The 24,288-nt window shown below is 65.0% G+C and carries 24 protein-coding genes and 1 pseudogene; 15 read left to right on the top strand and 10 right to left on the bottom strand.

Annotated features, from left to right (window positions below; translation table 11 throughout):
- Window positions 1-3: 3 nt before the first annotated feature.
- The 4 genes from B5V02_RS20145 to B5V02_RS20130 are packed head-to-tail and all read right to left on the bottom strand — an operon-like array spanning window position 4 to window position 4,339.
- Complete coding sequence (locus B5V02_RS20145; protein ID WP_111545867.1) at window positions 4-831, bottom strand: ABC transporter permease; 828 nt, start codon at window positions 829-831, stop codon at window positions 4-6.
- Between the two features lie 2 nt (window positions 832-833).
- Entirely contained in the window at window positions 834-2,117 is a 1,284-nt protein-coding gene (locus tag B5V02_RS20140; protein WP_245446037.1) for an ABC transporter permease, read from the bottom strand.
- Entirely contained in the window at window positions 2,117-3,169 is a 1,053-nt protein-coding gene (locus B5V02_RS20135) for an ABC transporter substrate-binding protein (RefSeq protein ID WP_111545866.1), read from the bottom strand. Before B5V02_RS20135 ends, B5V02_RS20140 begins: the two co-directional genes overlap by 1 nt.
- A 6-nt stretch (window positions 3,170-3,175) precedes the next feature.
- On the bottom strand, window positions 3,176-4,339 hold the full coding sequence (locus B5V02_RS20130) for an ABC transporter ATP-binding protein (RefSeq protein ID WP_111545865.1): 1,164 nt from the start codon (window positions 4,337-4,339) through the stop codon (window positions 3,176-3,178).
- Between the two features lie 310 nt (window positions 4,340-4,649).
- Between B5V02_RS20130 and B5V02_RS20125 the strand changes: the two genes are divergently transcribed.
- On the top strand, window positions 4,650-6,038 hold the full coding sequence (locus tag B5V02_RS20125; RefSeq protein WP_111545864.1) for an aminotransferase-like domain-containing protein: 1,389 nt from the start codon (window positions 4,650-4,652) through the stop codon (window positions 6,036-6,038).
- Between the two features lie 10 nt (window positions 6,039-6,048).
- Window positions 6,049-7,299, top strand: a complete 1,251-nt coding sequence (locus B5V02_RS20120) for an NAD(P)/FAD-dependent oxidoreductase (protein ID WP_111545863.1) — start codon at window positions 6,049-6,051, stop codon at window positions 7,297-7,299.
- 12 nt (window positions 7,300-7,311) lie between these two features.
- Here B5V02_RS20120 and B5V02_RS20115 read toward each other — a convergent pair.
- A pseudogene (locus B5V02_RS20115) lies at window positions 7,312-7,548 on the bottom strand (VOC family protein); the annotation flags it as partial.
- 76 nt (window positions 7,549-7,624) lie between these two features.
- On the opposite strand from B5V02_RS20115, the gene B5V02_RS20110 reads away from it, so the two are divergent.
- From B5V02_RS20110 to lpxK, 6 genes are all read left to right on the top strand, one after another.
- Window positions 7,625-8,968 (top strand): TldD/PmbA family protein, encoded by a 1,344-nt coding sequence (locus B5V02_RS20110; protein ID WP_111545862.1) that lies wholly within the window; start codon window positions 7,625-7,627, stop codon window positions 8,966-8,968.
- Entirely contained in the window at window positions 8,955-9,770 is an 816-nt protein-coding gene (locus B5V02_RS20105) for a 3'(2'),5'-bisphosphate nucleotidase CysQ (RefSeq protein ID WP_111545861.1), read from the top strand. Before B5V02_RS20110 ends, B5V02_RS20105 begins: the two co-directional genes overlap by 14 nt.
- Before the next feature lie 76 nt (window positions 9,771-9,846).
- Entirely contained in the window at window positions 9,847-10,092 is a 246-nt protein-coding gene (locus B5V02_RS20100) for a DUF4170 domain-containing protein (protein WP_111545860.1), read from the top strand.
- A gap of 5 nt (window positions 10,093-10,097) precedes the next feature.
- Window positions 10,098-10,889 (top strand): lysophospholipid acyltransferase family protein, encoded by a 792-nt coding sequence (locus B5V02_RS20095; protein WP_111545920.1) that lies wholly within the window; start codon window positions 10,098-10,100, stop codon window positions 10,887-10,889.
- Window positions 10,886-12,202: a lipid IV(A) 3-deoxy-D-manno-octulosonic acid transferase gene (gene waaA / locus B5V02_RS20090; protein ID WP_111545859.1), complete on the top strand. Its 1,317-nt coding sequence runs from the start codon at window positions 10,886-10,888 to the stop codon at window positions 12,200-12,202. The genes B5V02_RS20095 and waaA overlap by 4 nt, the downstream gene beginning before the upstream one ends.
- A gap of 1 nt (window position 12,203) precedes the next feature.
- The gene (gene lpxK / locus B5V02_RS20085; RefSeq protein ID WP_111545858.1) at window positions 12,204-13,229 is read left to right on the top strand and encodes a tetraacyldisaccharide 4'-kinase; all 1,026 of its coding nucleotides are present in this window, start codon (window positions 12,204-12,206) and stop codon (window positions 13,227-13,229) included.
- Window positions 13,230-13,287: 58 nt separating this feature from the next.
- Here the strand turns inward: lpxK and B5V02_RS20080 are convergent, their stop codons facing one another.
- Window positions 13,288-13,521: a DUF2093 domain-containing protein gene (locus tag B5V02_RS20080; RefSeq protein WP_111545857.1), complete on the bottom strand. Its 234-nt coding sequence runs from the start codon at window positions 13,519-13,521 to the stop codon at window positions 13,288-13,290.
- A 125-nt stretch (window positions 13,522-13,646) separates the two neighbouring features.
- On the opposite strand from B5V02_RS20080, the gene B5V02_RS20075 reads away from it, so the two are divergent.
- Together B5V02_RS20075 and B5V02_RS20070 are read left to right on the top strand one after the other, a co-directional pair.
- Window positions 13,647-14,240 carry a hypothetical protein gene (locus B5V02_RS20075; protein ID WP_146606109.1) on the top strand — a complete coding sequence of 198 codons (594 nt, stop codon included), beginning with the start codon at window positions 13,647-13,649 and terminating at the stop codon, window positions 14,238-14,240.
- 79 nt (window positions 14,241-14,319) lie between these two features.
- On the top strand, window positions 14,320-14,706 hold the full coding sequence (locus B5V02_RS20070) for a cupin domain-containing protein (protein WP_111545855.1): 387 nt from the start codon (window positions 14,320-14,322) through the stop codon (window positions 14,704-14,706).
- A gap of 1 nt (window position 14,707) precedes the next feature.
- Here B5V02_RS20070 and B5V02_RS20065 read toward each other — a convergent pair whose 3' ends face one another.
- Window positions 14,708-15,634, bottom strand: a complete 927-nt coding sequence (locus tag B5V02_RS20065; protein WP_111545854.1) for a LysR family transcriptional regulator — start codon at window positions 15,632-15,634, stop codon at window positions 14,708-14,710.
- Between the two features lie 91 nt (window positions 15,635-15,725).
- On the opposite strand from B5V02_RS20065, the gene B5V02_RS20060 reads away from it, so the two are divergent.
- On the top strand, window positions 15,726-16,619 hold the full coding sequence (locus B5V02_RS20060; RefSeq protein WP_111545853.1) for a DMT family transporter: 894 nt from the start codon (window positions 15,726-15,728) through the stop codon (window positions 16,617-16,619).
- Between the two features lie 188 nt (window positions 16,620-16,807).
- Here the strand turns inward: B5V02_RS20060 and mutL are convergent, their stop codons facing one another.
- Together mutL and B5V02_RS20050 are read right to left on the bottom strand one after the other, a co-directional pair.
- Window positions 16,808-18,676, bottom strand: coding sequence for a DNA mismatch repair endonuclease MutL (gene mutL / locus B5V02_RS20055; protein ID WP_111545852.1), 1,869 nt, complete (start codon window positions 18,674-18,676; stop codon window positions 16,808-16,810).
- Between the two features lie 65 nt (window positions 18,677-18,741).
- Window positions 18,742-19,644, bottom strand: coding sequence for a LysR substrate-binding domain-containing protein (locus tag B5V02_RS20050; RefSeq protein ID WP_111545851.1), 903 nt, complete (start codon window positions 19,642-19,644; stop codon window positions 18,742-18,744).
- A gap of 92 nt (window positions 19,645-19,736) precedes the next feature.
- On the opposite strand from B5V02_RS20050, the gene B5V02_RS20045 reads away from it, so the two are divergent.
- Genes B5V02_RS20045 through B5V02_RS20030 form a run of 4 tightly spaced genes read left to right on the top strand, consistent with a single transcriptional unit; the run spans window position 19,737 to window position 23,623 of the window.
- The gene (locus B5V02_RS20045; protein WP_111545850.1) at window positions 19,737-21,305 is read left to right on the top strand and encodes a trimethylamine methyltransferase family protein; all 1,569 of its coding nucleotides are present in this window, start codon (window positions 19,737-19,739) and stop codon (window positions 21,303-21,305) included.
- Between the two features lie 33 nt (window positions 21,306-21,338).
- Entirely contained in the window at window positions 21,339-21,818 is a 480-nt protein-coding gene (locus tag B5V02_RS20040) for a DUF3828 domain-containing protein (RefSeq protein ID WP_111545849.1), read from the top strand.
- Window positions 21,819-21,822: 4 nt separating this feature from the next.
- Entirely contained in the window at window positions 21,823-22,431 is a 609-nt protein-coding gene (locus B5V02_RS20035; RefSeq protein ID WP_111545848.1) for a hypothetical protein, read from the top strand.
- 7 nt (window positions 22,432-22,438) lie between these two features.
- Window positions 22,439-23,623, top strand: coding sequence for a mandelate racemase/muconate lactonizing enzyme family protein (locus tag B5V02_RS20030; RefSeq protein ID WP_111545847.1), 1,185 nt, complete (start codon window positions 22,439-22,441; stop codon window positions 23,621-23,623).
- A gap of 29 nt (window positions 23,624-23,652) precedes the next feature.
- Here B5V02_RS20030 and queF read toward each other — a convergent pair whose 3' ends face one another.
- Window positions 23,653-24,114 carry a preQ(1) synthase gene (gene queF / locus B5V02_RS20025; RefSeq protein WP_111545919.1) on the bottom strand — a complete coding sequence of 154 codons (462 nt, stop codon included), beginning with the start codon at window positions 24,112-24,114 and terminating at the stop codon, window positions 23,653-23,655.
- Window positions 24,115-24,288: the final 174 nt, after the last annotated feature.

Below are 24,288 nucleotides of genomic sequence, written 5' to 3'. Positions count from 1 at the left end.
GAGCTAAGCGCCTGCAACCGGTCGCCGCTGGCTGCGCCGCGCCAGAAGATTGGCGACGACCAAGAGCACGATGGAAAGCCCCATCATCAGCGTCGCCGCGGCGGTGATCGCCGGGGACAGTTTTTCGCGGAGCCCGATGAACATTTCGAGCGGCATGGTGCGCTGGTTGGCGCTGGCCAGGAACTGCACGACCACCACCTCGTCGAACGAGGTGACGAAGGCAAACGCAGCACCCGAAAGCACACCGGGCAGGATCAGCGGCAGCATCACCCGGAAGAACGAGGTCACCGGTTTCGCCCCGGAGATGGCGGCGGCGCGCATCAGATTGCGGTCGAAGCCGGTCAGGCTCGCCCCTACGGTGACGACGACGAAGGGGCTGGCAAGCGCGGTGTGCGCCAGGATGATGCCTGCATAGGTGCTGGCCAGGCCGACGCGGGCGTAGAACAGGTACGAGCCGACAGCGGTGATCACCACCGGCACGATAAGCGGCGACAAGAGCAGCGGCATGACGATGCGGCGGCAGGGAAATTTGTCGTCGGACAGCGCGATTGCGGTGAGCGTGCCCAGCGCCGTCGCGATCAGCGTCGTGCCGAAAGCGACGATCAGGCTGTTGCCGATTGCCGCCTGCCAGCGCTGGGTGCCGAGCACGACTTCGTACCAGCGCGTCGAAATCCCCTCCAGTGGAAAGATGAAGAAGGTGCCGCTGTTGAACGACAGCGGTACCGGGATCAGGATCGGCACGATCAGGAACAGGATGACCAGGCCGCACCAAAGCCACAGCAGCCCGATGCGGATGCGTTCTCCAAGCGTTGGGTAGGGAGACAGGAGCATGGCTACACCAGCTTGAGGCGGTCGAGGCCGAGGATGCGGGCGAAGATGCCGAACAGTGCCAGCGTGAACACCAGCAGGATGAAGCTGAGTGCCGCCGCCATCTCCCAGTTCAGCTCGACATTGACGTAGTTGGCGATGAAGTTGCTGATCAGCTGGTCGCTTGCGCCGCCGATCAGCGCCGGCGTGATGTAGTAGCCGAGGCACAGGATGAAGGTCAGCAGGCAGCCGGCCATGACGCCGGGGAAAACCTGCGGAAGATAGACGCGCCTGAACGCGGTGAAGGGTTTTGCGCCGAGCGAATAGGCGGCCTTCATCTGCGACGGCTGGATGGTGCGCATGATGCTGTAGATCGGCAGCAGCGTGAACGGCAGCTGGATGTGGGTCATGGCGATGATCAGGCCGATGCGGCTGTACATCAGGTCGAGCCGGACCTCGGCGACACCGAGCCACAACAGCAGGTCGTTGACCAGGCCGAATTTCTGCAAAAGCACCGTCCAGGCGGCGGTGCGCACCAGGATCGATGTCCAGAACGGCAGCAGCACCGCGACGATGAGAATGGCGGCAAGGCCCTTCGGCACGCTGGCGATGAGATAGGCCAGCGGAAAGCCCAGGATCAGCGTCGCCAGCGTCACCGCGGCGGCGACGAAGAATGTCCGCATGAAGACCTGCAGGAAGATCGCCTGTTCGGGCGGCACGCGTTCGATGCCGCCATCATTGTTCCAGCGCAGGTCAAGCGCGCTCATCAGATAGAACGAGGTGATGCTGTGGGTGCCATTGGCAATAGAAGGCCAGGTGCCGGGCTGCGACCAGAACGGCACGGATTTCATCACCTCGAGCGGCGGCTTGTCGCCGGCGCCTTCCAGTTGGCGCACCGTCTTCAGCACTTGGCTGCGTGCGCCGGGCAGGCGGGCATTCAGGCTCTTGGCCAGTTCATAGGCCGTGCCCTTGGCCTGGCTGCTCCTGAGATCAGCGGCGAGCGCCACGAAGGTGGCGTCGTCGGGCAGGCCCTGGCCGTTCCAGCCGCTGAGCGCCTGGGCAGTCTGCGGCAAGGCATTGGCAATCGTCGGGTCGTAGACGGCACGCGACAGAAGCAGGACGATCGGAATGCCGAAGCTCAGCGCCAGAAGCACCAGCAGCGGAGCCGCCAGTGCCAGCGAGCGAAGCCGGTCGCCGAAATCGGCCCGGCGAAGCACCGCCGACACCGACTTGAAGTCGGCGTCGGCGGCTGACCGGCTACGGGCCAGCGGAGGCCGGTCGAGTTCGCTGGGCTGGAGCGCCGACATCATTACTGCGCGAGCCAGGCGTTGAAGCGCTTGACCAGATCCTCGCCATAGTCGCCCCAGAACTCGGTGTCGGCGACGAGGTAGGCGCCGGCCAGATGGTCGGGCGCGTTCGGCAATTTCGGCAAGGCATCGGCTGCAACGAAGGACGCCGCATCGGTGCGCACCGGCCCATAGGTGATGTAGCTGGCGAGCTTGGCGTTGTTTTCCGGCTGGCTGATATAGGCCAGATATTTGTAGGCGAGATCGGGGCTCTTGGCGCCCTTCGGGATGGCGATCATGTCGTATTCGAGGATCTGGTTGTTCCAGACGATCTTGAACGGCTTCTTGTCGGTGTCGATGGCGTTCTGGATGCGGCCGTTCCAGGCCGTCGTCATCACCACTTCCTGAGAAGCGAGAAGCTGCGCCGGCTGCGCGCCGGCATCCCACCAGACGATGTCCTTCTTGATCGTGTCGAGCTTCTTGAAGGCGCGGTCGACGCCTTCCGGCGTACCCAGCACCTTGTAGACATCGGCGGGTGCGACGCCATCGGCCATCAGCGCCCATTCGAGATTCTGCGCCGGGAATTTGCGCATCGCGCGCTTGCCTGGAAACTTCTTCGTGTCGAACAGGTCGAGCACCGAGGTCGGCGCCTCCTTCAGCACGGTCGGGTCGTAAGCCAGGATATCGCCATAGGCGTCGAGGCCGACACCGCAGTCGAGCGCCGACCCTGCGATGAACTTTTCGCGCGGCGCGATCTTGGAATAGTCGAGCCGCTCGAGAATGCCTGCGTCGCAGCCCTGCAGCACGGTCGCCGTCTCCACCGTCACCAGGTCGATCGGCACGTTGCCGGTGTCGACCATGGCTTTGACCTTACCGAGATCGCCGAGATATTCCTGCTCGACGATCTTGGTTCCGGTTTCCTTGCTGAACGGCTCGAACCATGCCTTGCGTTGTGCGTCCTGCCAGGCGCCGCCGCTGGCCATGATCGACAGTTCGTCGGCGACAGCGGCATGTCCTATCGCCATCCAGGCGGTGGCCGCCGCGAGCGCGAGCAGCCGGGTCTTTGTGATTTTCATGTGATCTTACTCCCCTGTTGTTTTTGACTTCGATCCGCCCGTTCCGGCATCGGCCGGAAAGGCGCGGCAATCACCGAGCGCGCAGGAAACCATCACCGGCTCCCCATTCGCCATGGTCGCTTCCGGGCCGACCTTGACGGTCAGCACCTGTCCATTTTCGAGTCTGGCCAGCAGCCGTTGGTGGTCGCCGAGATAGATGCGGCCATCGACCGTCGCCGCCAGTCTGTTTTCGGCGTGTCCGCCGGCTGCGAGGCTGAGCCGCTCGGGGCGGATGGCGACATGGCAGGCAGCACCGTCCGTGACGCCGATGGCTTGCGCGGTGATGGCTCCGCCGCCATCCAGCGCGATGCGGCATTCCTTGCCAATCACGCGCTCGACCTTGCCAGCCAGCGTGTTGTTCTCGCCGATGAAGCTCGCCACGAACGAGCTCCGCGGCGTGTTGTAGAGATCGTCGGGTGAGCCGAGCTGGGCGACGCCGCCATTGTTGAAGACGGCGACGCGGTCCGACATGGTCAGCGCCTCGCTCTGGTCGTGCGTGACATAGACGATGGTGACGCCGAGCATCGTGTGCAACTGCTTGATCTCGAGCTGCATGTGTTCGCGCAGCTTCTTGTCGAGCGCGCCGAGCGGCTCGTCCATCAGCACCAGGCTCGGCTCGAACACCAGCGCGCGGGCCAGTGCGACACGCTGCTGCTGGCCGCCGGAAAGCTGCGCCGGTCGCCGGTCGCCGAACTGCTTGAGCCGCACCATGTCGAGCGCGCGGCTGACGCGGGCAGCGATGTCCGGCTTGTCGATCTTGCGCACCGAGAGCGGGAAGGCGACGTTCTCCTCCACGCTCATGTGCGGGAACAGCGCGTAGTTCTGAAACACCATGCCGATGTTGCGCTCATAGGGCGGCAACCGGTCGACCGAGCGGCCTTCCAGCGTGATGACGCCGCTCGTCGGCCGCTCGAACCCGGCAAGCATGTTGAGCGTCGTCGTCTTGCCGGAGCCGGAGGGGCCGAGAAGGGTGAGGAATTCACCGCGTGCGACGCTGAGGTTCAGCCGCGTCACCGCGAAGGCACGGCCATCATAGGATTTCTCGACGTCGACGAACTCGACGAACCCCTGGCGGCCGGCATCGGCGCCAGGCCCAGCGCTTTCGACCGACAAGGCTGCCGCTTTGCCCATCACCGGCAGGCTTCTTCTGTGCGGCTACAGGGGCCGCGAGTCGAAACGAGCTGTTGCTTGCCGTGCATGTCCGGGTCTCGTATGACGCTGGCCGCGCAAGGGCGGCTATCCAAACTTGTATGCTCACACAATCAATGTCTGATGGACCATAGATGCAGACAAGTTTGCCCGTCAAGCGGCTTTTTATGTGATTGTGTGAGTTTTAGGCAGCCATGTTTCGAATTGAGAGCCAGACAAGTGCTATTGTCCGGAGCATTGTCTTATGCTAGATGCGCCGGTAGCCAGATCGTATCAACCCACCGAAAGCCGCATGCTCCAAGACCTCCAGCTCGCCTCGGATGAAGGTCCGGTCTATCGCCGCCTTGCCGATGCGATTGCCGCACGCATCGCTGCCGGCACGCTTGCCGTCGGCGACCGGCTGCCGCCGCAGCGCGAGATCGCGCGGGCGCTGGGCATCAACGTCACCACGGTGACGCGCGCCCTGTCGACGCTGCAGCAGCGCGGCCTGCTCGAAGCGCGGCCGGGGCGCGGTACCACGGTCGCCGCCCGCGACACCGGCGAGAGGCCGGGCTTCGTCTCGGCGCCGAGCGACGACACCGGCGTCATCGACCTTTCCGTCAACCGGCCGGCAACCTCGGCCTATCTCGACGCCCTGGCGCTGCTTTTGCCGCGCCTGTCGAAGGACCGCTATTACCCGACGCTGCAGGACTATCATCCGCCCGAGGGACCGCTATGGGCGAGGGCGGCGATTGCAGAATGGATGCGGCCGGTGGCCGGCGACGGCGATCCCGGCCGCGTGGTGCTGGCCGCCGGCGCCCAGCATGGGCTGGACTGCGTGCTCGGCGCGGTGACCAGGCAGGGCGAGGTCGTGCTCGCTGACGAGGTCACTTATCAGGGCATCAACGCGCTGTGTCGCGTGCATGGGCTCGATCTCCGGGGCGTCAGCATGGACCGTGGCGGCATGCGGCCCGACGCATTCGAGGCAGCCTGCGCGCAACTGCGCCCACGCTCGGTGTTCCTGGTGCCGACGCTGCACAATCCGACCACCATCACGCTCAGCGAACAGCGCCGGCACGAACTGGTGGCGGTCGCCCGGCGCCACAACGTCCTCATCATCGAGGACGACGTCTATCGGCCGCTGGCGGACAATCCGCCGCCATCGCTGGCCAGCATCGAGCCCGAACTGACCGTGCATATCGGCGCCTTGTCGAAATGCCTGGCGCCAGGTCTGCGCCTCGGCTTCGTCATCGCGCCACGCACCATAGCCGGCCAGGTCGCGGCGGCTTTGCGCATCAATTGCTGGAGCATCAGTCCGTTGACGGCGCTGATCGGCACGCGGCTGATCGAGGAAGGCACGGCCGCCCGCATCATCGAGGCCCAGAAGCAGGAACTGCGCCAGCGCCAGGCGGTGCTAAGCGAAATCCTCGGCCGCTACGATGTCCAGAGCCATGCCACCTCGACCCATGCCTGGCTGCGCCTTCCCGAGCCCTGGCGGGGCGCCGGTTTCGCCCGCACCTGCCTGGAGCGCGGCGTGGCCGTCCTGCCCGGCGATGCCTTCGCTGTCGGCCGCGAACCGGTCCAGCATGGGGTCCGCATCAATGTCGGCGCCGCTCGCTCGCTGGACGATCTGCGCACCGCATTGACCACGATGGCTGGACTGCTCGCGGCCGGCCATTTGCAGCTGCCCGGCTTCGTTTAGGAATCCAATATTGTCAGCTTCTGAAACCGTCGAAATCGCCATTGTTGGCGCTGGCGTTGTCGGGCTGGCGACGGCGCTCCGCCTTGCCGCCGAGGGGCGCGAAGTCCTGCTCATCGATCCCAATGAGCCGGGCTCCGGCGCCTCGTTCGGCAATGCCGGCACGATCGCCGAATATGCCTGTATGCCGGTTGGCAATCCGGCCGTGCTGCGTGCGCTGCCGAAATTGCTGCTCGATCCCGACAGCCCGTTTTCGCTGCGCTGGCCGGCGCTGTTGCAACTGGCGCCGTGGCTGATTCAATTCGTGCGGCAGTCGCTGCCGGCGGCCACCCGCGCCAATGCGCTGGCGCTTGCCGGACTGCTGGCCGACGCCTTGCCGGCCTGGGAGGAGATGGTGACGGAGGCCGGCCTGGAGGATCTGCTGCGCCGCAATGGCTGTCTCTATCTCTATCGCCGCGAAAGCGATTTTGCCGCCGGGGCCGGTGGCCGGGCAATGCGCGCCGGCTTCGGTGTTCACCAGGAGATTCTGACGCCAAATGAGGTGGCGGCGCTTGAGCCTGGCCTGCCGGCGAGCGGAACGCGTGGTCTGTACTTCCCGGACTCGACGAACGTCACCGATCCGAAGACGCTGATGCAGCGGCTGCTCGGTGCGGCGACCGCCCGCGGCGTCTCGGTGAAGCGAGCTGATATAACCGGACTGCTAGTCGAGACCGGCGCTGTCCGGCTCAGCGGTCCCGGCTTTGGCATCAAGGCGGGTACGGTGGTGATCGCCGCCGGCGCACGGTCGCGCGCACTGGCCGCGCAGGCCGGCGACAATGTCCCGCTCGAGACCGAGCGCGGCTATCACTTGGAATTCCGGACCGAAGCGCTGTTGCTGACCCGGCCTGTCTGTCCCGTCGATCTCGGTTTCTACATGACGCCGATGGCCGGCCGGCTGCGGATCGCCGGAACCGTCGAACTCGGCGGGCTTGCCGCGCCGCCAAATCCGCGCCGGCTGGCGCTGCTCGACCGCGGCGTCAGGCAGTTCTTTCCCAAGCTCGGCTCACCTTCATCGGAATGGCTAGGCTTCCGCCCGTCGCTGCCGGATTCCCGGCCGGTCATCGGCCCTTCGCACGGCAGCCCACGCGTGATCCATGCTTTCGGCCATGGCCATCTCGGCCTAACGCTCGCCCCGATCACGGCGCGTCTGGTCGCCGAGTTGATCGGCGGACGCGGCGACCCGGCGCGCCTCGCACCCTTTGCGGCGGGTCGTTTCGGTCGTTGATCGACCGGATCAGAAATGCGGGATCGGCACGAAAATGCCGTCGCCCCTGACGTCGCTGGCGGCTGGCGCGGCCTGTGGCCGCAGATGAGCCGACATCTGATGGCCGAACAGGTCGAAATCGACCCCGGTCGCCGATGAGCGGCCGATCGCGCAGCCCAGCACCTCGCCATAGAAAACGCGGGTTTCATCGAGATCACGGACCGGGAAGGCGAGATGGAAAGGCGCCGATGCATTTTGATTGAAGCCTATGCCATTGCACAAGCCGGACCGGAACAATAGATGGGTGGCAGCGGCCAAAGCTCGCCGCGCCAGCAGGATCACGCGCATGACCGATATATCAGATGCAGCAAAATTGACCGATCGCGTCGCGGCTTTGGTCGAAGCTGCCAAGAAGGCTGGCGCCGACGCCGCCGACGCGGTGGCCGTGCGCAGCCGCTCGACCGGTGTGTCGGTGCGGCTCGGCAAGGTCGAGGGCACCGAATCGGCCGAGAGCGAGGATGTCTCGCTGCGCGTCTTCGTCGATGGGCGGGTGGCAAGCGTCTCGGCAACCGCCGCGTCCGATCCAGCAGCCCTGGCCGAGCGTGCCGTGGCGATGGCGAAAGTGTCGCCGCAGGACCCCTATCAGGGGCTGGCCGACCCGGCATTGCTTGTGAAACAGACCCGCGATCTCGACCTGTTCGACGCCACCGAGGTGTCGGCCGATCAATTGAAGGAAGCAGCACTTGCGGCGGAAGCGGCGGCACTTGCCGTCAAGGGCGTGACCAATTCCGCTGGCGCCAGCGCCGGTGCCGGCCTCGGCGGCCTGGTGCTGGCCACCTCGCACGGCTTCCTCGGCCATTATGTCGGCTCGCGTTTCTCGCGCTCGGCCAGCGTCATTGCCGGCGAGGGCACCGGCATGGAGCGCGACTATGAATTCTCGTCGCGCCAACATTTTGCCGATCTCGATGCGCCTGAAGACATCGGCCGCAAGGCCGGCGAACGCGTCGTGCGCCGCATCGGCGCGCGCAAGGCGGCGACCGGGCCGATCGACGTGGTGTTCGACCCGCGCGTCGCGCGCGGCATCGCCGGCCATCTTGCCGGCGCCATCAACGGTGCCTCCGTCGCGCGCAAGACGTCGTTCCTGCGCGACATGATGGGCAAGCAGGTGGCCGCATCCGCGATCACCGTCACCGACGAGCCGCTCAGGCAGCGTGGCCAGGCCTCGCGCCCGTTCGACGGCGAAGGCATCGAGGGCGAAAAGCTGTTGATGGTCGAAAAAGGCGTGCTCAACCACTGGTTCCTGTCGACATCGGCCGCGCGCGAGCTGGGCCTCGTCACCAATGGGCGCGGCGCGCGCGGCGGCTCCTCCGTCTCGCCATCCTCGACCAATCTCGCCATCGAACCGGGCGAACGGTCGCCCGAGGACCTGATCGCGTCGCTCAAGACCGGTTTCTACGTCACCGAAGTGTTCGGCCAGGGCGTTGACATGGTCACCGGCGAATACAGTCGTGGCGCTTCCGGCTTCTGGATCGAGAATGGGGCGCTTGCCTATCCGGTCGCCGAGGTCACCATCGCCTCGAACCTGAAGACCATGTTCCTCAACATGGTGCCGGCTGATGACCTCGACCGCAATTTCGGCACCGCCGCCCCCACGCTCCTGATCGAAGGCATGACCCTTGCCGGAGCATGACCTGATCTCTGCCGGTGCCCCTCCCGGAACCACTGGGGATCTGCCACTGCTGCGCGATGCTGCCCGCGAGGCCGGGGTCATCGCCATGCGCTATTTCGGCAACAACCCGCAAGTCTGGATGAAGGGCGGCACATCGCCGGTCAGCGAAGCCGACCATGCCGCCGACGCCTATCTGCGCGAAACGCTGCTTGCGGCGCGGCCGGACTATGGCTGGCTGTCGGAAGAAACGGCCGACGATCCGGTGCGGCTTTCGGCGCGCCGCACCTTCGTCGTCGACCCGATCGACGGCACGCGCGGCTTCCTGGAAGGCCAGCGCACCTGGTGCGTCAGCGTTGCCGTCGTCGAGCATGGCCGCACGCTTGCCGGCGTGCTGGAATGTCCGGCGATGAACGAGACCTACTGGGCGCTGCCCGGGCAGGGCGCCTTCCGCAACGGCAAGCGCATCGCGGTACGCAAGCTGGCGGATACGGCCGAGATTTCCGGGCTGAAGCAATTGACCGACCTGATGCCGGCCGACTGGCAGGCGCGGCTGAAGCGGGCGCCCTACAGCCCTTCGCTCGCCTATCGGCTGGCCATGATCGCCAATGGCGCGCTCGATGCCACTTTCGTCAAGCCGAACGCGCATGACTGGGACATTGCCGCCGCCGATCTCATTTTGCGCGAGGCCGGCGGCCAGTTGCTCGACCAGCATGGCCGCGCGCCGCTCTATGCCGGCGAGGTGACCCGCCATGGCGCGCTCGCCGCCGGAAGCGGTGAACTGCTGGCCGTGCTCGCCGGCGTCATTGCCGGGCTGGATGCGTGAAAGCGTTTTCGAAGGTTCCAAAGTCGACGGCTTTGGTCTAGACCTGTCACAAACTCACGATATGTGAAGGACCGACATGGCCGCGGAAGACGGAAAAAAACAGCTGTTGCACCTGGTGTTCGGTGGCGAACTGAAGAAGCTTGGCGGCACCGAATTCCGCGATCTCGACGGGCTCGACATTGTCGGTATCTTTCCGGACTATCAATCCGCGCACACGGCGTGGAAAGCCAAGGCGCAAGCCAGCGTGGACAATGCCCACATGCGTTATTTCGTGGTTCATCTGCACCGGCTGCTGGACCCCGACAACAAGGCTGTCGGTTGACTTCGATGGAGCATGACCTGGCGAAAGAGCCAGCCACCAAGGCCACGCCCGCGGGCAGGGGGCGCAGCCGGACGACCAAGGCCTTCTGGCGCAAGATTCGCGAACCGCTGGCGCAGTCACGATTCGTCAAGAACGCCATCGCCGGCCTGTTCGCCCAGTTCGTGCGGCTGGTGCGCCTGACCAATCGCGTCGTCGAGGGATCGGCGCGGTTTTCGGGCGGCGCCTACACCGAGTTCGAGCCCGGCATCATCGCCCTGTGGCACGGCCAGCATCTGCTGACCCCAGCCTACTATCCCAAGCGCAAGCCGCTGGTCGCCATGGTCTCGCGCAGTGCCGATGCCGAGCTCAACGCGCTGATGCTGCAGAAATTCGGCATCGAGGCGGTGCGCGGTTCGGGCGGGCGTGAAAATGCCAGGCATCTCGACAAGGGCGGGGCAAAAGCGCTCATCGCCCTGAAAAAGTCGCTTGCCGCAGGCAAGAACGTCGCCATGATCGCCGACATTCCCCACGGCACGCCGCGTGACGCGGGGCTTGGTATCGTTCTCCTGGCGCGCCTGTCCGGTCGGCCGCTCCTGCCCGTCGCCATCACCACCAGCCGCCGCAAGGTGCTCGAGAAGAGCTGGGACAAGACCACCATCAACCTGCCGTTCGGCCGCTCGTCGATCGTCATCGGCACGCCGATCTTCGTGCCGGCCGGCGCCGATGAAGCCGAAATGGAGCGCAAGCGCCAGGAAATCACGGTCGCGCTCAATGCCGCGACCGCCGAGGCCTACCGTCTCGTGGATGGTCAGCGATGAGCGGTCGCTGGGCGCGAGCCATGCTGTCGGCATACCGTTTCGCCGGTGCCGCGGCCTATCCGCTGGTCGGGCCCTATGTCGCCTGGCGCACCTCGCGCGGCAAGGAAGACCGCAGCCGCCGCCGCGAGCGCTACGGCGTCGCCGGCCGTCCGCGCCCCGAGGGGCCAGTGATCTGGATCCATGCGGCGAGCGTCGGTGAAACGATAGCCGTCGTGCCGCTGGTCGAAAGCATTCTCGACTACGGTGTCAACATCGTGCTGACCACCGGCACGGTCACCTCGGCGCAGGTCGCCGACGAGCGGCTCGGTGATCGCATCATCCACCAATATGTGCCGCTCGACCTCAAGCCGGCGGTCAGCCGGTTCCTCGATCACTGGCAGCCGGATCTGGCGATCATCGCCGAATCCGAGATCTGGCCGATGACCATCCTCGAGCTTGGCGCGCGCCGCGTGCCGCAGGTGCTGGTCAATGGCAGGTTGTCCGACCGCTCGTTCACCTCGTGGAAGAAACGGGCCAACATCGCCGAGGCGCTGTTCGAGAATCTCGCTCATGTCGTGGCCCAGTCGGATGTCGATGGCGAGCGCTTCCGTTCGCTCGGCGCCCGCCCGGTCACCGTGTCGGGCAACCTCAAGTCAGATACCGCGCCGCCGCCTGTCGACGAACGGGTGCTGGCGACGTTGCGGCGGCAGATCGGCGCCCGCCCGACCTGGGCGGCGATCTCGACCCATGACGGCGAGGAGGTGGTCGCCGCCGAGGTTCATGCGATGCTGCACAAACGTCACCATGGTCTCCTGACGATCGTCGTTCCGCGCCATCCCGATCGCGCCGAGGCGCTCGCGGCACAGATTTCCGGCATGGGCCTGAAGGTGGCGCGGCGCAGCAAGGGCGACAGGATCGCTGCCGACACCGACATCTTGCTTGGCGATACGATCGGCGAGATGGGGCTCTATCTCCGACTGACCGAAATCGCCTTTGTCGGCCGCTCGCTGACCTCGGAGGGCGGCCAGAACCCGCTCGAGCCGGCCATGCTCGACACGGCGGTTCTCGCAGGGCGCAATGTGCAGAATTTTCGCGAAGCCTATCAGCGCCTGCTCGACAGCGGCGGCGCCAAGCTGGTGCGCGATCGCGACATGCTGGCCGGCGCCGTCAATTTCCTGCTGACCAACGAAGTGGCGCGTCACGAGATGATGGCGGCGGGTGTGGCGACCGTCGACGAGATGCGCGGCGCGCTGGCGCGCACGCTGAAATCGCTCGAGCCCTACATCCAGCCACTGGTCGTCAAGTCGCGCCTGAAGGGCGCTAACGGGCGCTAGGGTGGCTTCCGAAGCACCACCATTCTGGTGGGAAGAGCCGGACTGGCGGGTCCTGGCACTGTCGCCGCTGTCGGCCATCTATGCCCTCGCCGCCGGCCGCGGCATGCGGCGGGCCCGGCGCGAGAAGATCGAGGCGCCGGTTCTGTGCATCGGCAATTTCACCGTTGGCGGCACCGGCAAGACGCCGGTGGCGATCGCCTTGGCCGAACAGGCCAAGCGCATGCAGCTCAAACCCGGTTTCCTGTCGCGCGGCCATGGCGGCTCCTTCGCCGAGCCGCATGTCGTCGATGCCCATCACGACAGCGCCAGGCATGTCGGCGACGAGCCGCTGCTCCTGGCCGAACACGCGCCAGTGGCGGTGACGCCGAACCGCGCCGCCGGCGCCCGGCTGCTGCTGGAAAGGCATGGCTGCGATTTCCTGATCATGGACGATGGCTTTCAGAGCGCGCGCATCCACATCGACTATGCGCTGGTCGTCGTCGATGCGCGCTACGGCATCGGCAATGGCCGCGTCATTCCGGGCGGCCCGCTTAGGGCCAAGATCGTCGACCAACTGGTCTTCACCAGCGGGCTGTTGAAGATGGGTGAGGGCACCGCCGCCGACGCCGTGGTCCGCCAGGCGGCACGCGCCGCCCGCCCGATCTTCGAGGCCCATACCGAACCGAACGGCAAGCAGGGGCTTGCCGGCAAGCGGTTCCTCGCCTTCGCCGGCATCGGCCATCCCGAAAAATTCTTCGACACGGTGCGCGAGGCCGGCGGCGAGCTGGCTTTGACGCGGCCGTTTCCGGACCATCATTTCTACGGCGAGGACGAGCTTGCCGAACTGGCGGCGACTGCGCGTGCCGAAGGGCTCGGCCTCATCACCACCGCCAAGGACGCCGCCCGGCTGCGGCACGGCGCCCCGCAGAACTTTCTCGACCGGCTCGAGGTCTTGGAAATCAACACGGTTTTCGAGCTTGATCGCGTGCCCGAACGCATCATCGACGAGACGCTGGATGCCTGGCGCCAACGCAAGCTGAAGGGCTGATCCACCGTCTGTCGTTCTGAAGTGCGTTGCTGTTTTGCGACAACGACGTGCGCAAACATCAACCCCGGCTGCGCAACTCCGGATGCACCTCGATTTCGCGGCGCAGCGAAGCGGCGGCGTTGATGTAGGGCTCTTGCCTGGCGACGCTCCAGTATTTCAACTCATCGAGCGGGATGCTTTCGCCGGTCACCGCGCAGCGCACGAAAGCGCCCGGGCTGGTAACCTGGAAGTCGCCATCGAGATAGCGGATACGGGCTTCCTTGCCGCCAGGGCCTTCGAAACGGTTCATCATGCAGCGGCGCCAAGGTTCATGAGGATTTCATCGCCATAAAATGGCGGCAAGGTCAAGCATGTGACAAGCCTGAGACAACGTTGAGCCCGTATTCTTGGGTGGAAAAATGCTGTTGTCGGGGCACTATGGACATTTCCTCCGCTCGTCTTGCCGCCCTGCTTAGGGAAGCCATGACGCCGCAGGCCGTGCCGTCGGCAAAGGCCGATCCGGTCAAAACGGCACTGGTGAAGGCGCTGGTGGCGTCGCCGGCACCATCGGGCGCGCCTTTGCAACCGGCAGCGCCGGCACTGCCTATGCTGTTGCCCGCAACGGCTGGAAAGACGCAGCAGATAGCGTCGGCTGAGATCATGCAGGCCTATCTGGCATTGGCCGAGTCGGATGCGGTGAGCGATGTCGCACCCGCGATAGCCGCGGCGAGGCGACCCGGATCGGACGACGACGAGGCACAACGCGGTTTGGCTGTGCCTCTGGTAAAGGCCGATGATGGTGGAACTGCAAGGCCGGCATCCCCGCCATGGCTGCCGCTTCTCGCACCCGGGGTTTCGCCCCTCCGCCGCGCTGCCGTTGTCGAAGCAGCGGCGGAGCAAGGGCAGGCGGCCTCCCGGCCAAACGATGCGGCGCGGCTTGAAAATAGGCAGATGAGCGTTGGACTGATGTCGCTTGCGGCCGGGTTGCTGGCCGCTGCGATCGTAGGGTTTGTCCTGTTGGTGCTTCGCTAAGCGGCCGGACGGAAACGTGTCTTGGCTTTTGAAAGAGCTGGAATTAGAATTTCGTTGGAACATTCAAAGAGGGGGCGCAATGAGTGCTGCATTCGACGTGCTGCATTTGACCGAGAATGCGACGGGCGAAAGTCACTTCAGCCAGTTCGACCTGCCGTTGAAGGAGACCCGCTTTGCGCCGCCGGCCCTTCCATTTCTGGTCTCGCCGGTCATGCCGACCAAGGGCTATGTCGCGATCCGCATACCGGTCGGATGGGTCGGCGAGTTGCATCAGTCACCGCATCGTCAGATCCTGTTTTGCATGGCTGGAGCGCTGAAGGTCACGGCGAGCGATGGCGAGGTCCGTCTCGTCGAGGCCGGATCGGTCTGGCAGATGGAAGATGTGCAAGGCAAGGGTCATTGGAGCGAGGTTCCGAGCCAGGTGCCGTTCGACGCCGTCATTCTCCTGCTGGACGGCGAGGCCTGACCTAGCCTTCAGCCTCGATAAAGGCTTCCATCTTTTCCATGCCAAGTCCTGCCTGCACCGCGATACGGCGCGCCAGTTCTGCCGCTGCGGCACGTGGCCGTCCCATCGGCCGGTCGAGCCAGTAGGACACCGGATTGAGCGCTGTGCGCTCGTCGACAGCGGTGATGCGGCCCGACTTCAGTTGATGCCCTGTCAGGGGTGGGCGCGCCAGCGCGATGCCGAGCCCATAGGCGGCGGCGTCGAGCACAAGATTATAGTCCTCGAAGCGCCGGTCCTGCGGGCGCGGGCGGTAATCCATGCCTTGCGCGGCAAACCAGGCGCGCCAGGCCGAAGCGTCGGAATCGTTGATCAGTGGAAATTTGAGCAGCCGGGCAGGGTCGCCGCGGCCGATCTCGCGGGCAAGCTCGGGCGAGGCGACGGGAAAAACATGTTCCTCGAAAAGCTGCACCGAGACGCGGCCCGGAATGCCGCCGCGTCCACAGCGGATCGACAGGTCGATGCCTTCGTCGGCAAGGTCGGCCTGACGGATATCGACATCGAGCACGATGCGCAGCTTGGAAGGATTGTTCTCCAGTGCGGCCATGCGCGGCATCAGCCACAGCCCGCTGACCGAGGGGATCGAGGTCAGCCGCACCACGGCGGTACCACGCGGCTCGACCCAGCGATCGGAATGGGTCGATATCAGCGCGAAAGCTTCCGCCGTGCGCAGATGCAGCCTGTTGCCTTCGATCGTCAGCGAGACACCGCGCGCGCCGCGATCGAACACTTTCAAACCCAGCCAGTCCTCGAGCTTGGCGATCTGCCGGCTGACGGCGCCATGGGTAATGTTGAGCTTTTCGGCCGCGGCCGAAAAGCTGCCCGTTCGCGCCGCCGCGTCGAAGGCGCGCAGCGTTTCGAGTGGCACCATTGTGTCGGAGCTGTGATCCATAGTCACAGCTGATCCTCGATTTGGTCGTTTGTCAACCCGCCCGAAAAGGCGTTTTCTGCATTTCAGGGCACGAGAACACGAGGACAGTGAGATGAGCGCAATGACCAGCACGTTGAATCCGACACAACGGATGGACACCACGGCAGCCGTGGCCGTGGCGCTGACGGTGGTTGGCTGGGCCTCTGCCTTTCCGGCCATCCGCGCTGGCCTTGCCGCCTTCGGGCCGCTGGAACTCGGTGCGTTGCGCTTTGCCATCGCCGCGGTGCCGGCGGCGATCTTCCTCGCCGTCAAGCGCCCGGCACTGCCCAGGCTCGACGAATTGTGGCGCCTGGTCTTTGGCGGTGCCATTTTCGTGGCGCTGTACACGGCAATGCTCAATTTCGGCGAACTGACCGTCTCGGCCGGCGCCGCCGGCTTCATCATCAACGTCAGCCCGATCTTCACCGCCATCATGGCAATGGCGCTGCTCGGCGAACGCTTCTCGAAGTGGGCCTGGGCTGGCACCGCCATTTCCTTCGCCGGCATCGGCATCATCGCCGTCGGCGATGGGAATGGCCTGCATTTTAACGCAGGCGCGCTGCTGGTGCTGGGTTCGGCGCTCTGCTCGGCCGTCAACACCATCGTCCAGAAGCCGCTCTTCGCCCGCCACCACCCGCTGACCATTTCGGCTTCGAACATGATACTTGGCGCGCTCTGCCTGTCGCCGTTTCTGCCGAGCGGCTTTGCGCAGGCTGCGGTTGCCAACACCGCCGGCCTTGGCGCCGTGATCTTTCTCGGCATCGTGCCCAGCCTGATCGCTTATGCCGCCTGGGCGACCGCGCTGTCTCGTTTGCCGGCCGCACGCGCCTCGAACTTCCTCTATCTGGTTTCACCGATGTCGGCCCTGATCGGCTTCTTCTGGCTGGGCGAAGTGCCGACGCTGCTCGGCATGCTCGGCGGTGCATTGGCGCTCGGCGGTGTCATCGTGGTGAATTTGAAGAGGTGAATCAGACAGTTGGAGTCGTTCTTTGACCCGAAAAGAGCCGCTAAAAAGCGGCTCTTTTCGGACCCCCACCCCGCTGCTTCGCAGCGACCCTCCCCACAAGGGGGAGGGTAAGGCTAGCTCACTACCTCCCCCTTGTGGGGAGGTCGGACCGAAGATCCGGGTGGGGGTCTGCGCCGTGCGGTCCTCTACTACCTTCGCCCGAACAGCCTTTCGATGTCGGCGAGCTTGAGCTCGATATAGGTCGGGCGGCCGTGGTTGCATGTGCCGGAACCCGGCGTCGCCTCCATCTGCCGCAGCAGCGCGTTCATCTCCTCGGCCTTGAGCAGCCGGCCGGAGCGCACCGAGCCGTGGCAGGCCATGGTCGCCGCGATCTTGTCCAGCCGTCCTTTAAGCGTCTCGACCGTGTCGTTGTCGGCGATCTCGTCGGCGAGGTCGCGCACCAGTTGCTGGACATTGGTCTCGCCGAGCATCGACGGCGTTTCGCGCACCGCGACGGCGCCCGGGCCGAAACGCTCGATGCCGAGGCCGAAGCGGGCCAGCGTCTCGGAATGCATCGCCAGCCGTTCGGCATCTTCTTCCGGCAGGTCGACGATTTCCGGCAGCAACAGCATCTGTGATGGCACGGCGCGCGAATGCAGCGCATTCTTCAGCGCCTCATAGACCAGCCGCTCATGCGCTGCGTGCTGGTCGACGATGATGAGCGAATCCCTGGTCTGTGCCACGATGTAGTTCTCGTGCACCTGCGCGCGCGCAGCACCCAGCACCGCGCCAAGCAGCGTCTCGGCCGCTTCGCTCTGCCCGGCGCGCGCGTCGGCGCTGGCAAGCGGGCCGGCATCGAACGCTGCCTGTTCGTTTTCACGCAAACCGCGCTGATCGAAGCCCTCAAAACCCATGTCGAGCGGCCGCTGCGGCGAGCGCGCCGGATCGAAACCGGCCGAGCCGGAGGCATGATATGATGCTTCGTAGCTGCGGTGGCCATTGGCGGGCCCGCCGTGGCCGTAGGATGCGGCACCAGGCCGGAACGCCGCCATCATGCCGGCGGCCCCCGTGGTGGCGGCGCGGATGCCGGAATCGGCGAGTGCTTGCCGGACGGCGCCGACGATCAGCCCGCGCACCAGTCCGGGATCGCGGAAGCGCACATCGGCCTTGGCCGGGTGGACGTTGACGTCGACGATGGCCGGATCGAGCGTCAGGAACAGCACCGTCACCGCATGGCGGTCGCGCGGCAAGACGTCGGCGAAGGCGCCGCGAATGGCGCCGGCAATCAGCTTGTCGCGCACCGGCCGGCCATTGACATAGGCATATTGCTGCAGCGCGTTGGCGCGGGTGAAGGACGGGATCGACACGTGACCGGTCAGATGCACGCCTTCGCGCATCGCGTCGATGGCAATGGAATTGTCGGGAAAGTCGGCGCCCATCACCTGGGCGACGCGGCGCAGGCTGCCCTCCGCGCTGTCGTCCGTCGCCGGCAATTCCAATGTCGAGCGGTCGGAGCCGGCCAGCGTGAAACGCACGGCGGGGAAGGCGATGGCGATGCGCTTGACCACGTCGCTGGTGGCCGAGCTTTCGGCGCGCTCGCCCTTCATGAATTTCAGCCTTGCCGGCGTGGCGAAGAACAGGTCGCGCACCTCGACCGTGGTGCCGCGATTGGCGGCCGCCGGCCTGACGGGCAAGACGCGGCCGCCCTCGATGCCGATCTCGGCGGCGCTGTCACTTGTTGCCGTGCGCGAGCGGATCGACAGCCGCGACACCGAGCCGATCGACGGCAGCGCCTCGCCGCGGAAACCGAGCGAGCGGATATCGTGTATGTCCTCGGTGAGCTTGGAGGTGCAGTGACGCGCAATTGCCAGCGCCAGCTCCGGTTCGGGAATGCCGGAACCGTCATCGGTGACGCGGATCAGGTTCAGCCCGCCGCCGGCGGTGACGATCTCTACCTTGCCGGCACCGGCATCGAGCGCATTCTCGACCAGTTCCTTGACCACGCTTGCCGGACGCTCGATGACTTCGCCGGCGGCGATCTGGTTGATCATCGTTTCGGAAAGCTGGCGAATGGGCATGGGAGCACTATAGGCGGATTCGGAGCAGATGCGGAAGCTTTCGATGCCGGCGGGACAGCACCTCCTCACGCCTGCGCGGCCAGCCAGTCGCGCACCTTGCGGGCATTGTCGCTGAGTTCGCGGTTCTTCGGCCAGACGACATAGAATGCCTTGCCGGTCTTCATCACATGATCCGTCACCGGCACCAGCAGGCCCGATGCCAGCAGCCGCGAGGCGAGATGCCGCCAGCCGAGCGCGATGCCTTGCCCTTCCATCACGGCCTGGATCACCAGGGCATAGTCGTTGATGCGCAGGCCCCGCGCGGCATCGCTTAGGCTGGCGCCGGCCGACTCGAACCATTCGTCCCAACTGGCTGCCTCTCGATAGGGCTCCTCCAGATGGATGAGACGGTGCGTGGCCAGTTGCTCGACGGTCTGCGGCAGGCCGAACTTCGCCAGATAGCTTGCGCCGGCCACCGGGAAGATTTCCTCGTCGGCAAGCGCCAGCGAATGATAGTCCGCCCAGTCTCGGGGTTCGCCGCCGCGCACGCCGAGCGGGATGCCTTCGGCGATGATGTCGAGGTCGCGGTCGGCGGTCTGGATGCGCAGGTCGATGCCCGGCAATTCGTCACGGAACTGCTGCAGGCGCGGCATCATCCAGAAGGAACCGAAGGCCGTCGATGCGGCCAGCGTCACATGACCGCCGGTCGCCTGCAGGCGCAGGTCCTCCGCCGACTTGCGGATGTGCGAAAGGCCGAGCGACACGTCGGCATGGAAGCGCTCGCCGGCCTCGGTCAGGACGACCTGGCGGTGGCGGCGCTGGAACAGCTGCGCGCCGAGCTGTTCTTCCAGCCCGCGCACCGCATAGGAGACGGCGGCCTGCGTCATGCCTAGCTCGCGCCCGGCGGCGGTGAAACTCGACAGCCGTCCGGCCGCCTCGAAGACGATCAGGCTGCCGGCGGAGGGCAAGAGGTGGCGCAGGCTTCGCATAAGCTCAGCTTATACAAGAGATCAGGATTTTCCAGCGTCACATCAGCATTTTGTCCAATTAGTCTGGTCTCAATGAGTGGAATGGAGTTGCCATGAACGCACCGGCCGCCGAGACGACGATCGAACCCGCCAAACGCCGCGAACGAGGCGGTGGCCGCGTCGCCCGACGTGAGCTGCGTTCGCATGGCTCCGAGGGGCTCAGCCGGCCTTACATCGTTCGCAACATCCCGACCTACGACATCCTGTCGGAAGAAAACCTGCTGCGCATCGAGGCGACCGCCGACCGGATCTTGGCCGAGATCGGCATCGAATTCCGTGACGACCCGGTGGCCCTGGCGCACTGGAAGCGGGCAGGGGCCTCGATCGATGGCGTGCTGGTCAAATTCGAACCCGGCATGCTGCGCGAAATCCTCAAGACCGCGCCGGCGAGCTTCACCCAGCATGCGCGCAATCCGGCCAATTCGGTCGAGATCGGCGGCAAGAGCGTTGTCTTCTCGCCGGCCTATGGCTCGCCCTTCGTCATGGATATCGACAAGGGCCGCCGCTACGGCACGATCGAGGATTTCCGCAACTTCGTGAAGCTGGCGCAGTCCTCGCCCTGGCTGCACCATTCCGGCGGCACCATTTGCGAGCCGGTCGACATGCCGGTCAACAAGCGCCATCTCGACATGGTCTACAGCCACATCAAATATTCCGATCGCGGCTTCATGGGCTCGGTGACGGCCGAGAGCCGCGCCGAGGATTCGATCGACATGGCGCGCATCGTCTTCGGCCGCGACTTCGTCGACCGCAACTGCGTCATCCTCGGCAATGTCAACGTCAACTCGCCGCTGGTCTGGGACGCGACGATGACGACGGCGCTGCGCGCCTATGCGCGCGCCAACCAGGCGGCGGTCATCGTGCCCTTCATCCTCGGCGGCGCCATGGGGCCGGTGACCAATGCCGGCGCCATTGCCCAGTCTCTCGCCGAAACCATGGCCGGCTGCGCGCTGACCCAGCTCGAACGGCCGGGCGCGCCGGTCATTTTCGGCAATTTCCTGTCGTCGATGTCGCTGCGTTCGGGATCGCCGACCTTCGGCACGCCCGAGCCAGCGATCGGCTCGATGGTCATCGGGCAACTGGCGCGGCGGCTGAACCTGCCGCTCAGATGCTCCGGCAATTTCACCACCTCGAAGCTGCCCGACGCACACGCCATGAACGAAGGCACCATGTCGATGCTGGCGGCCGTGCACTGCGGCGCCAACTTCATCCTGCATTCGGCCGGCTTCCTCGACGGGCTGTTGTCGATGTCCTACGAAAAATTCGTCATGGACGCCGACTTCTGCGGCGCGTTGCACACCTACCTCGATGGCGTCAAGATCGACGACAACCAGCTGGCGCTCGACGCTTTCAGGGAAGTCGGGCCAGGCAGCCATTTCTTCGGTTCGGCCCACACCTTGGCCAATTACGAAACGGCATTCTGGGATTCCGAGATCGCCGACAACGAGCCCTATGAGAAATGGGAGGCTGCCGGATCGGAAGATGCCGCCATCCGCGCCAACCGGCGCTGGAAAAAGGCTCTGGCCGAATATCAGGCGCCGCCGCTCGATCCGGGGATAGACGAGGCGTTGCAGGACTTCATGAGTCGCAAAAAAGCCGATATGCAGGATGCGTGGTATTGATAGCTTCAAGCCATCAAAAGCCGGAGATTCTGCATGAGACGGACAGTGCTCGTTGCCGCCCTTTCGATAGCCTTGCCCTCAGCCACCTTCGCCGGACCAGCGTCCGACGCGGTGAAGTTCTTCTATGTGCCGGCGGTCAAATTCGAGGCCGACGAGCAATACCGGGATCGGTTCACCGAGCCGGTGACGAACCTGTTCAACCTGAACGACCAGGCAACGAAAAAGAACCCGGACGAGGTCGCCTGCATCGATTTCGATCCTGGCCTGGACGCGCAGGATTTCGATCAGAAGACTGTCTCGAAAACGCTGAAACTGGCCGAGAAGCTGGATGGTGACAACGCCGAGGTTACAGCATCCTTCAGCCTTTTTTCGGAAGGCGATGGTTCCAAACGCGACATGGTCTGGTCGCTCAAGAAGATCGACGGCAAGTGGAAGATATCGGACATTGCCTCCAAGACCAGCGACTGGAAGCTCAGCGCACTGGAATGCCTGGCCGGCCAGACGCCGGAGTGATGCGATGGCCCGTCGCCCGTTCCTGGCACTGTCGACTGTGTGCCTGCTGGCGGCGGGTCTGAGCACCGCTGCCGCGCAAGGGCTGTTCGGTGCGCCGCCGGCAAATGCTCCGACTGACAATGCGACAGGCGACAGCGGTGCGCCGCCGGCAAATGCGCCCGGTGGTGCGGTGGAACCCGCAACGCCACCAGTTGCATGGCCGCCCAGCGAGCCCGCCGCGCCGATCCAGCCGGGATCGCCGACAGCGGTGGTGCGGCCGTTTTACGATCAGGTCGGGCTCGAACTCGATCCGGCGCAGCGCACCCATTTCACCGATCCGGCGAAAACCGTTCTCGACAAGAGCGACGCCTTGCGCAAATCCGGACAGGGCGAATGCCTCGACCCCAACATGGCGCTCGACAATGCGGACTATGACAAGGCCGAGATCGACAAGAGCCTGAAGACGCTTGAAGCGATCAATGGCGACCAGGCCAAGGTCATTGTCGCCTTCGTCGTCGCCGGCAATCCGCACCGGCTGGAATGGAAGTTCAGGAAGGTCGACGGCGACTGGAAGATATCGGACCTGTTGTCGGTGACCGGCGAATGGGCGCTCAGCCAATATCAGTGCGAGTAGGGAACCAATGAAGATCACCAATATCCGTGTCACCCACGTCAACGTTCCGCTCGACGCGCCGTTCTGGTGGACGGCCGGTCTCTATGGCGGCGCCTCGAAGTCGATCATCGAGGTCGAGACCGACCAAGGCGTGGTCGGACTGGGCGAGGCCCCGTGGTGGCACTTCGGCGAGGTGATCAAAGCCGAGATCGCGCCGGCGCTGATTGGTGCCGATCCGCTCGACATTGCCGATTGCGAGGCGCGCTGCGTGCCGCCGTGGCAGATCACCGCCAATACTGGCGAGAACGCCGCCTCGGTGGCGTTTGGCGCCGTCGAACTGGCGCTGTGGGATATCAGGGGCAAGGTCTTCGGCATGCCGCTCTACAAGGTGCTTGGCGGCGCGGTGCGCAAGGACATTCCGTTTTCGGAATATTTCTCCTTTCGCGCGGCACAGAATGGCGCGGGCGGCGAGATGACGCCCGAAGCGATCGTCGATTACTGCCTGAAGATGCGGGAAGAGCATGGTTCGACGATCTTCGAGGGCAAGCTGATCATGGGCGATCCACAGCTTGAAATCAGGACCGTGCGGATGCTGCGCGAAGCGCTGGGTGAAAAGGCGCAGATCAAGCTCGATTCCAACATGCAATGGTCGCTGACCACGGCGCGCTGGGTGCTGCGCGAGATCGAGCCGTTCAACATCCGCAACTACGAGGATCCGGTCGCCACCTTCGAGGAGATGGCGGCGCTGCGCCAGCACTCGCGCATTCCGTTTTCCACGCACACTCCGGATCTCAGGCGGGCAGTAGCGCTCGGCGCTCCAGATTACTTCGTCTGCAATTTCGCCGCCCTCGGCGGTCTATCGAAAACCTTGAAATTCATCGCCGCCTGCGAAGCGATGGGCAAGGGCTTCTGGTGCTACTCGAATGATTTGGGCATCATGACATCGGCCTATTTGCATGTCGTGGCGGCGACGCAGTGGATCACCGAAGCGTCGCAGTCGCTGTTTGCCTGGCAGATCGGCGACGTGATCAAGGACGGTCCGTTCCGGCAGACCGGCAACACGGTGCGTGTGCCGGAAGGCCACGGGTTGGGGGTCGAGCTCGACCCCGCCGCAATGAAACGCTGGTCCCAGCACTTCGCCGAGCATGGCCCGATGCACCATTTCAGTGACCCGGCCATGCCCGGCCGCTACCGGCGTCTGCCCCTCAACTGATGCAGTCCCGATCGTCCAGACGTGCTTGCTCAGCCGCGCCCGCGATAGGGCGCCACCCCGGTGTCGGGCAGCCAGGTGCCTTCCGGCGGCGCGCCGGTCTGCCAGAAGACGTCGATCGGAATGCCGCCGCGCGGAAACCAGTAGCCGCCGATGCGCAGCCACAGCGGCTTGGTCGCCGCCACGATGCGGCGGCCGATCATGACGGTGCATTCTTCATGGAAGGCGCCGTGGTTGCGAAACGAGGTCATGAACAGCTTCAGCGACTTCGATTCCACCAGCAACGCATCGGGTGCGTAGTCGATGACGATATGGGCGAAATCCGGCTGGCCGGTGACCGGGCACAGCGAGGTGAATTCCGGGCAGGTAAAGCGCACGATGGCCGGTGGGCCGTCGCCGCGCGCGAACGGCACGGTCTCCAGGACCGCCTGATCGGGGCTCTGTGGCGTCTCGACGTGTGCGCCGAGCTGGGTGAGGTTCTTGGTGACGGTCATGGGCAGCATTCCTTCGATTTTGCCGCTCATTAGCATCGGACTGAAAAGTGCGCAGCGGTTTTCAGATGAATCCGATGATTAAATAGGAGCATCGGACCGAAAAGTGCGCAGCGGTTTCGGATGAATTCGATGATTAAATAAGATCTGAAGCAGCCCATGCTGCTTCAGCACAAT

This window comes from Mesorhizobium kowhaii, assembly GCF_003253745.1.
GTDB lineage: Bacteria > Pseudomonadota > Alphaproteobacteria > Rhizobiales > Rhizobiaceae > Mesorhizobium > Mesorhizobium kowhaii.
Note: the sequence above shows the minus strand (reverse complement) of the source record. Positions and strands in the feature narration are given on the sequence as shown.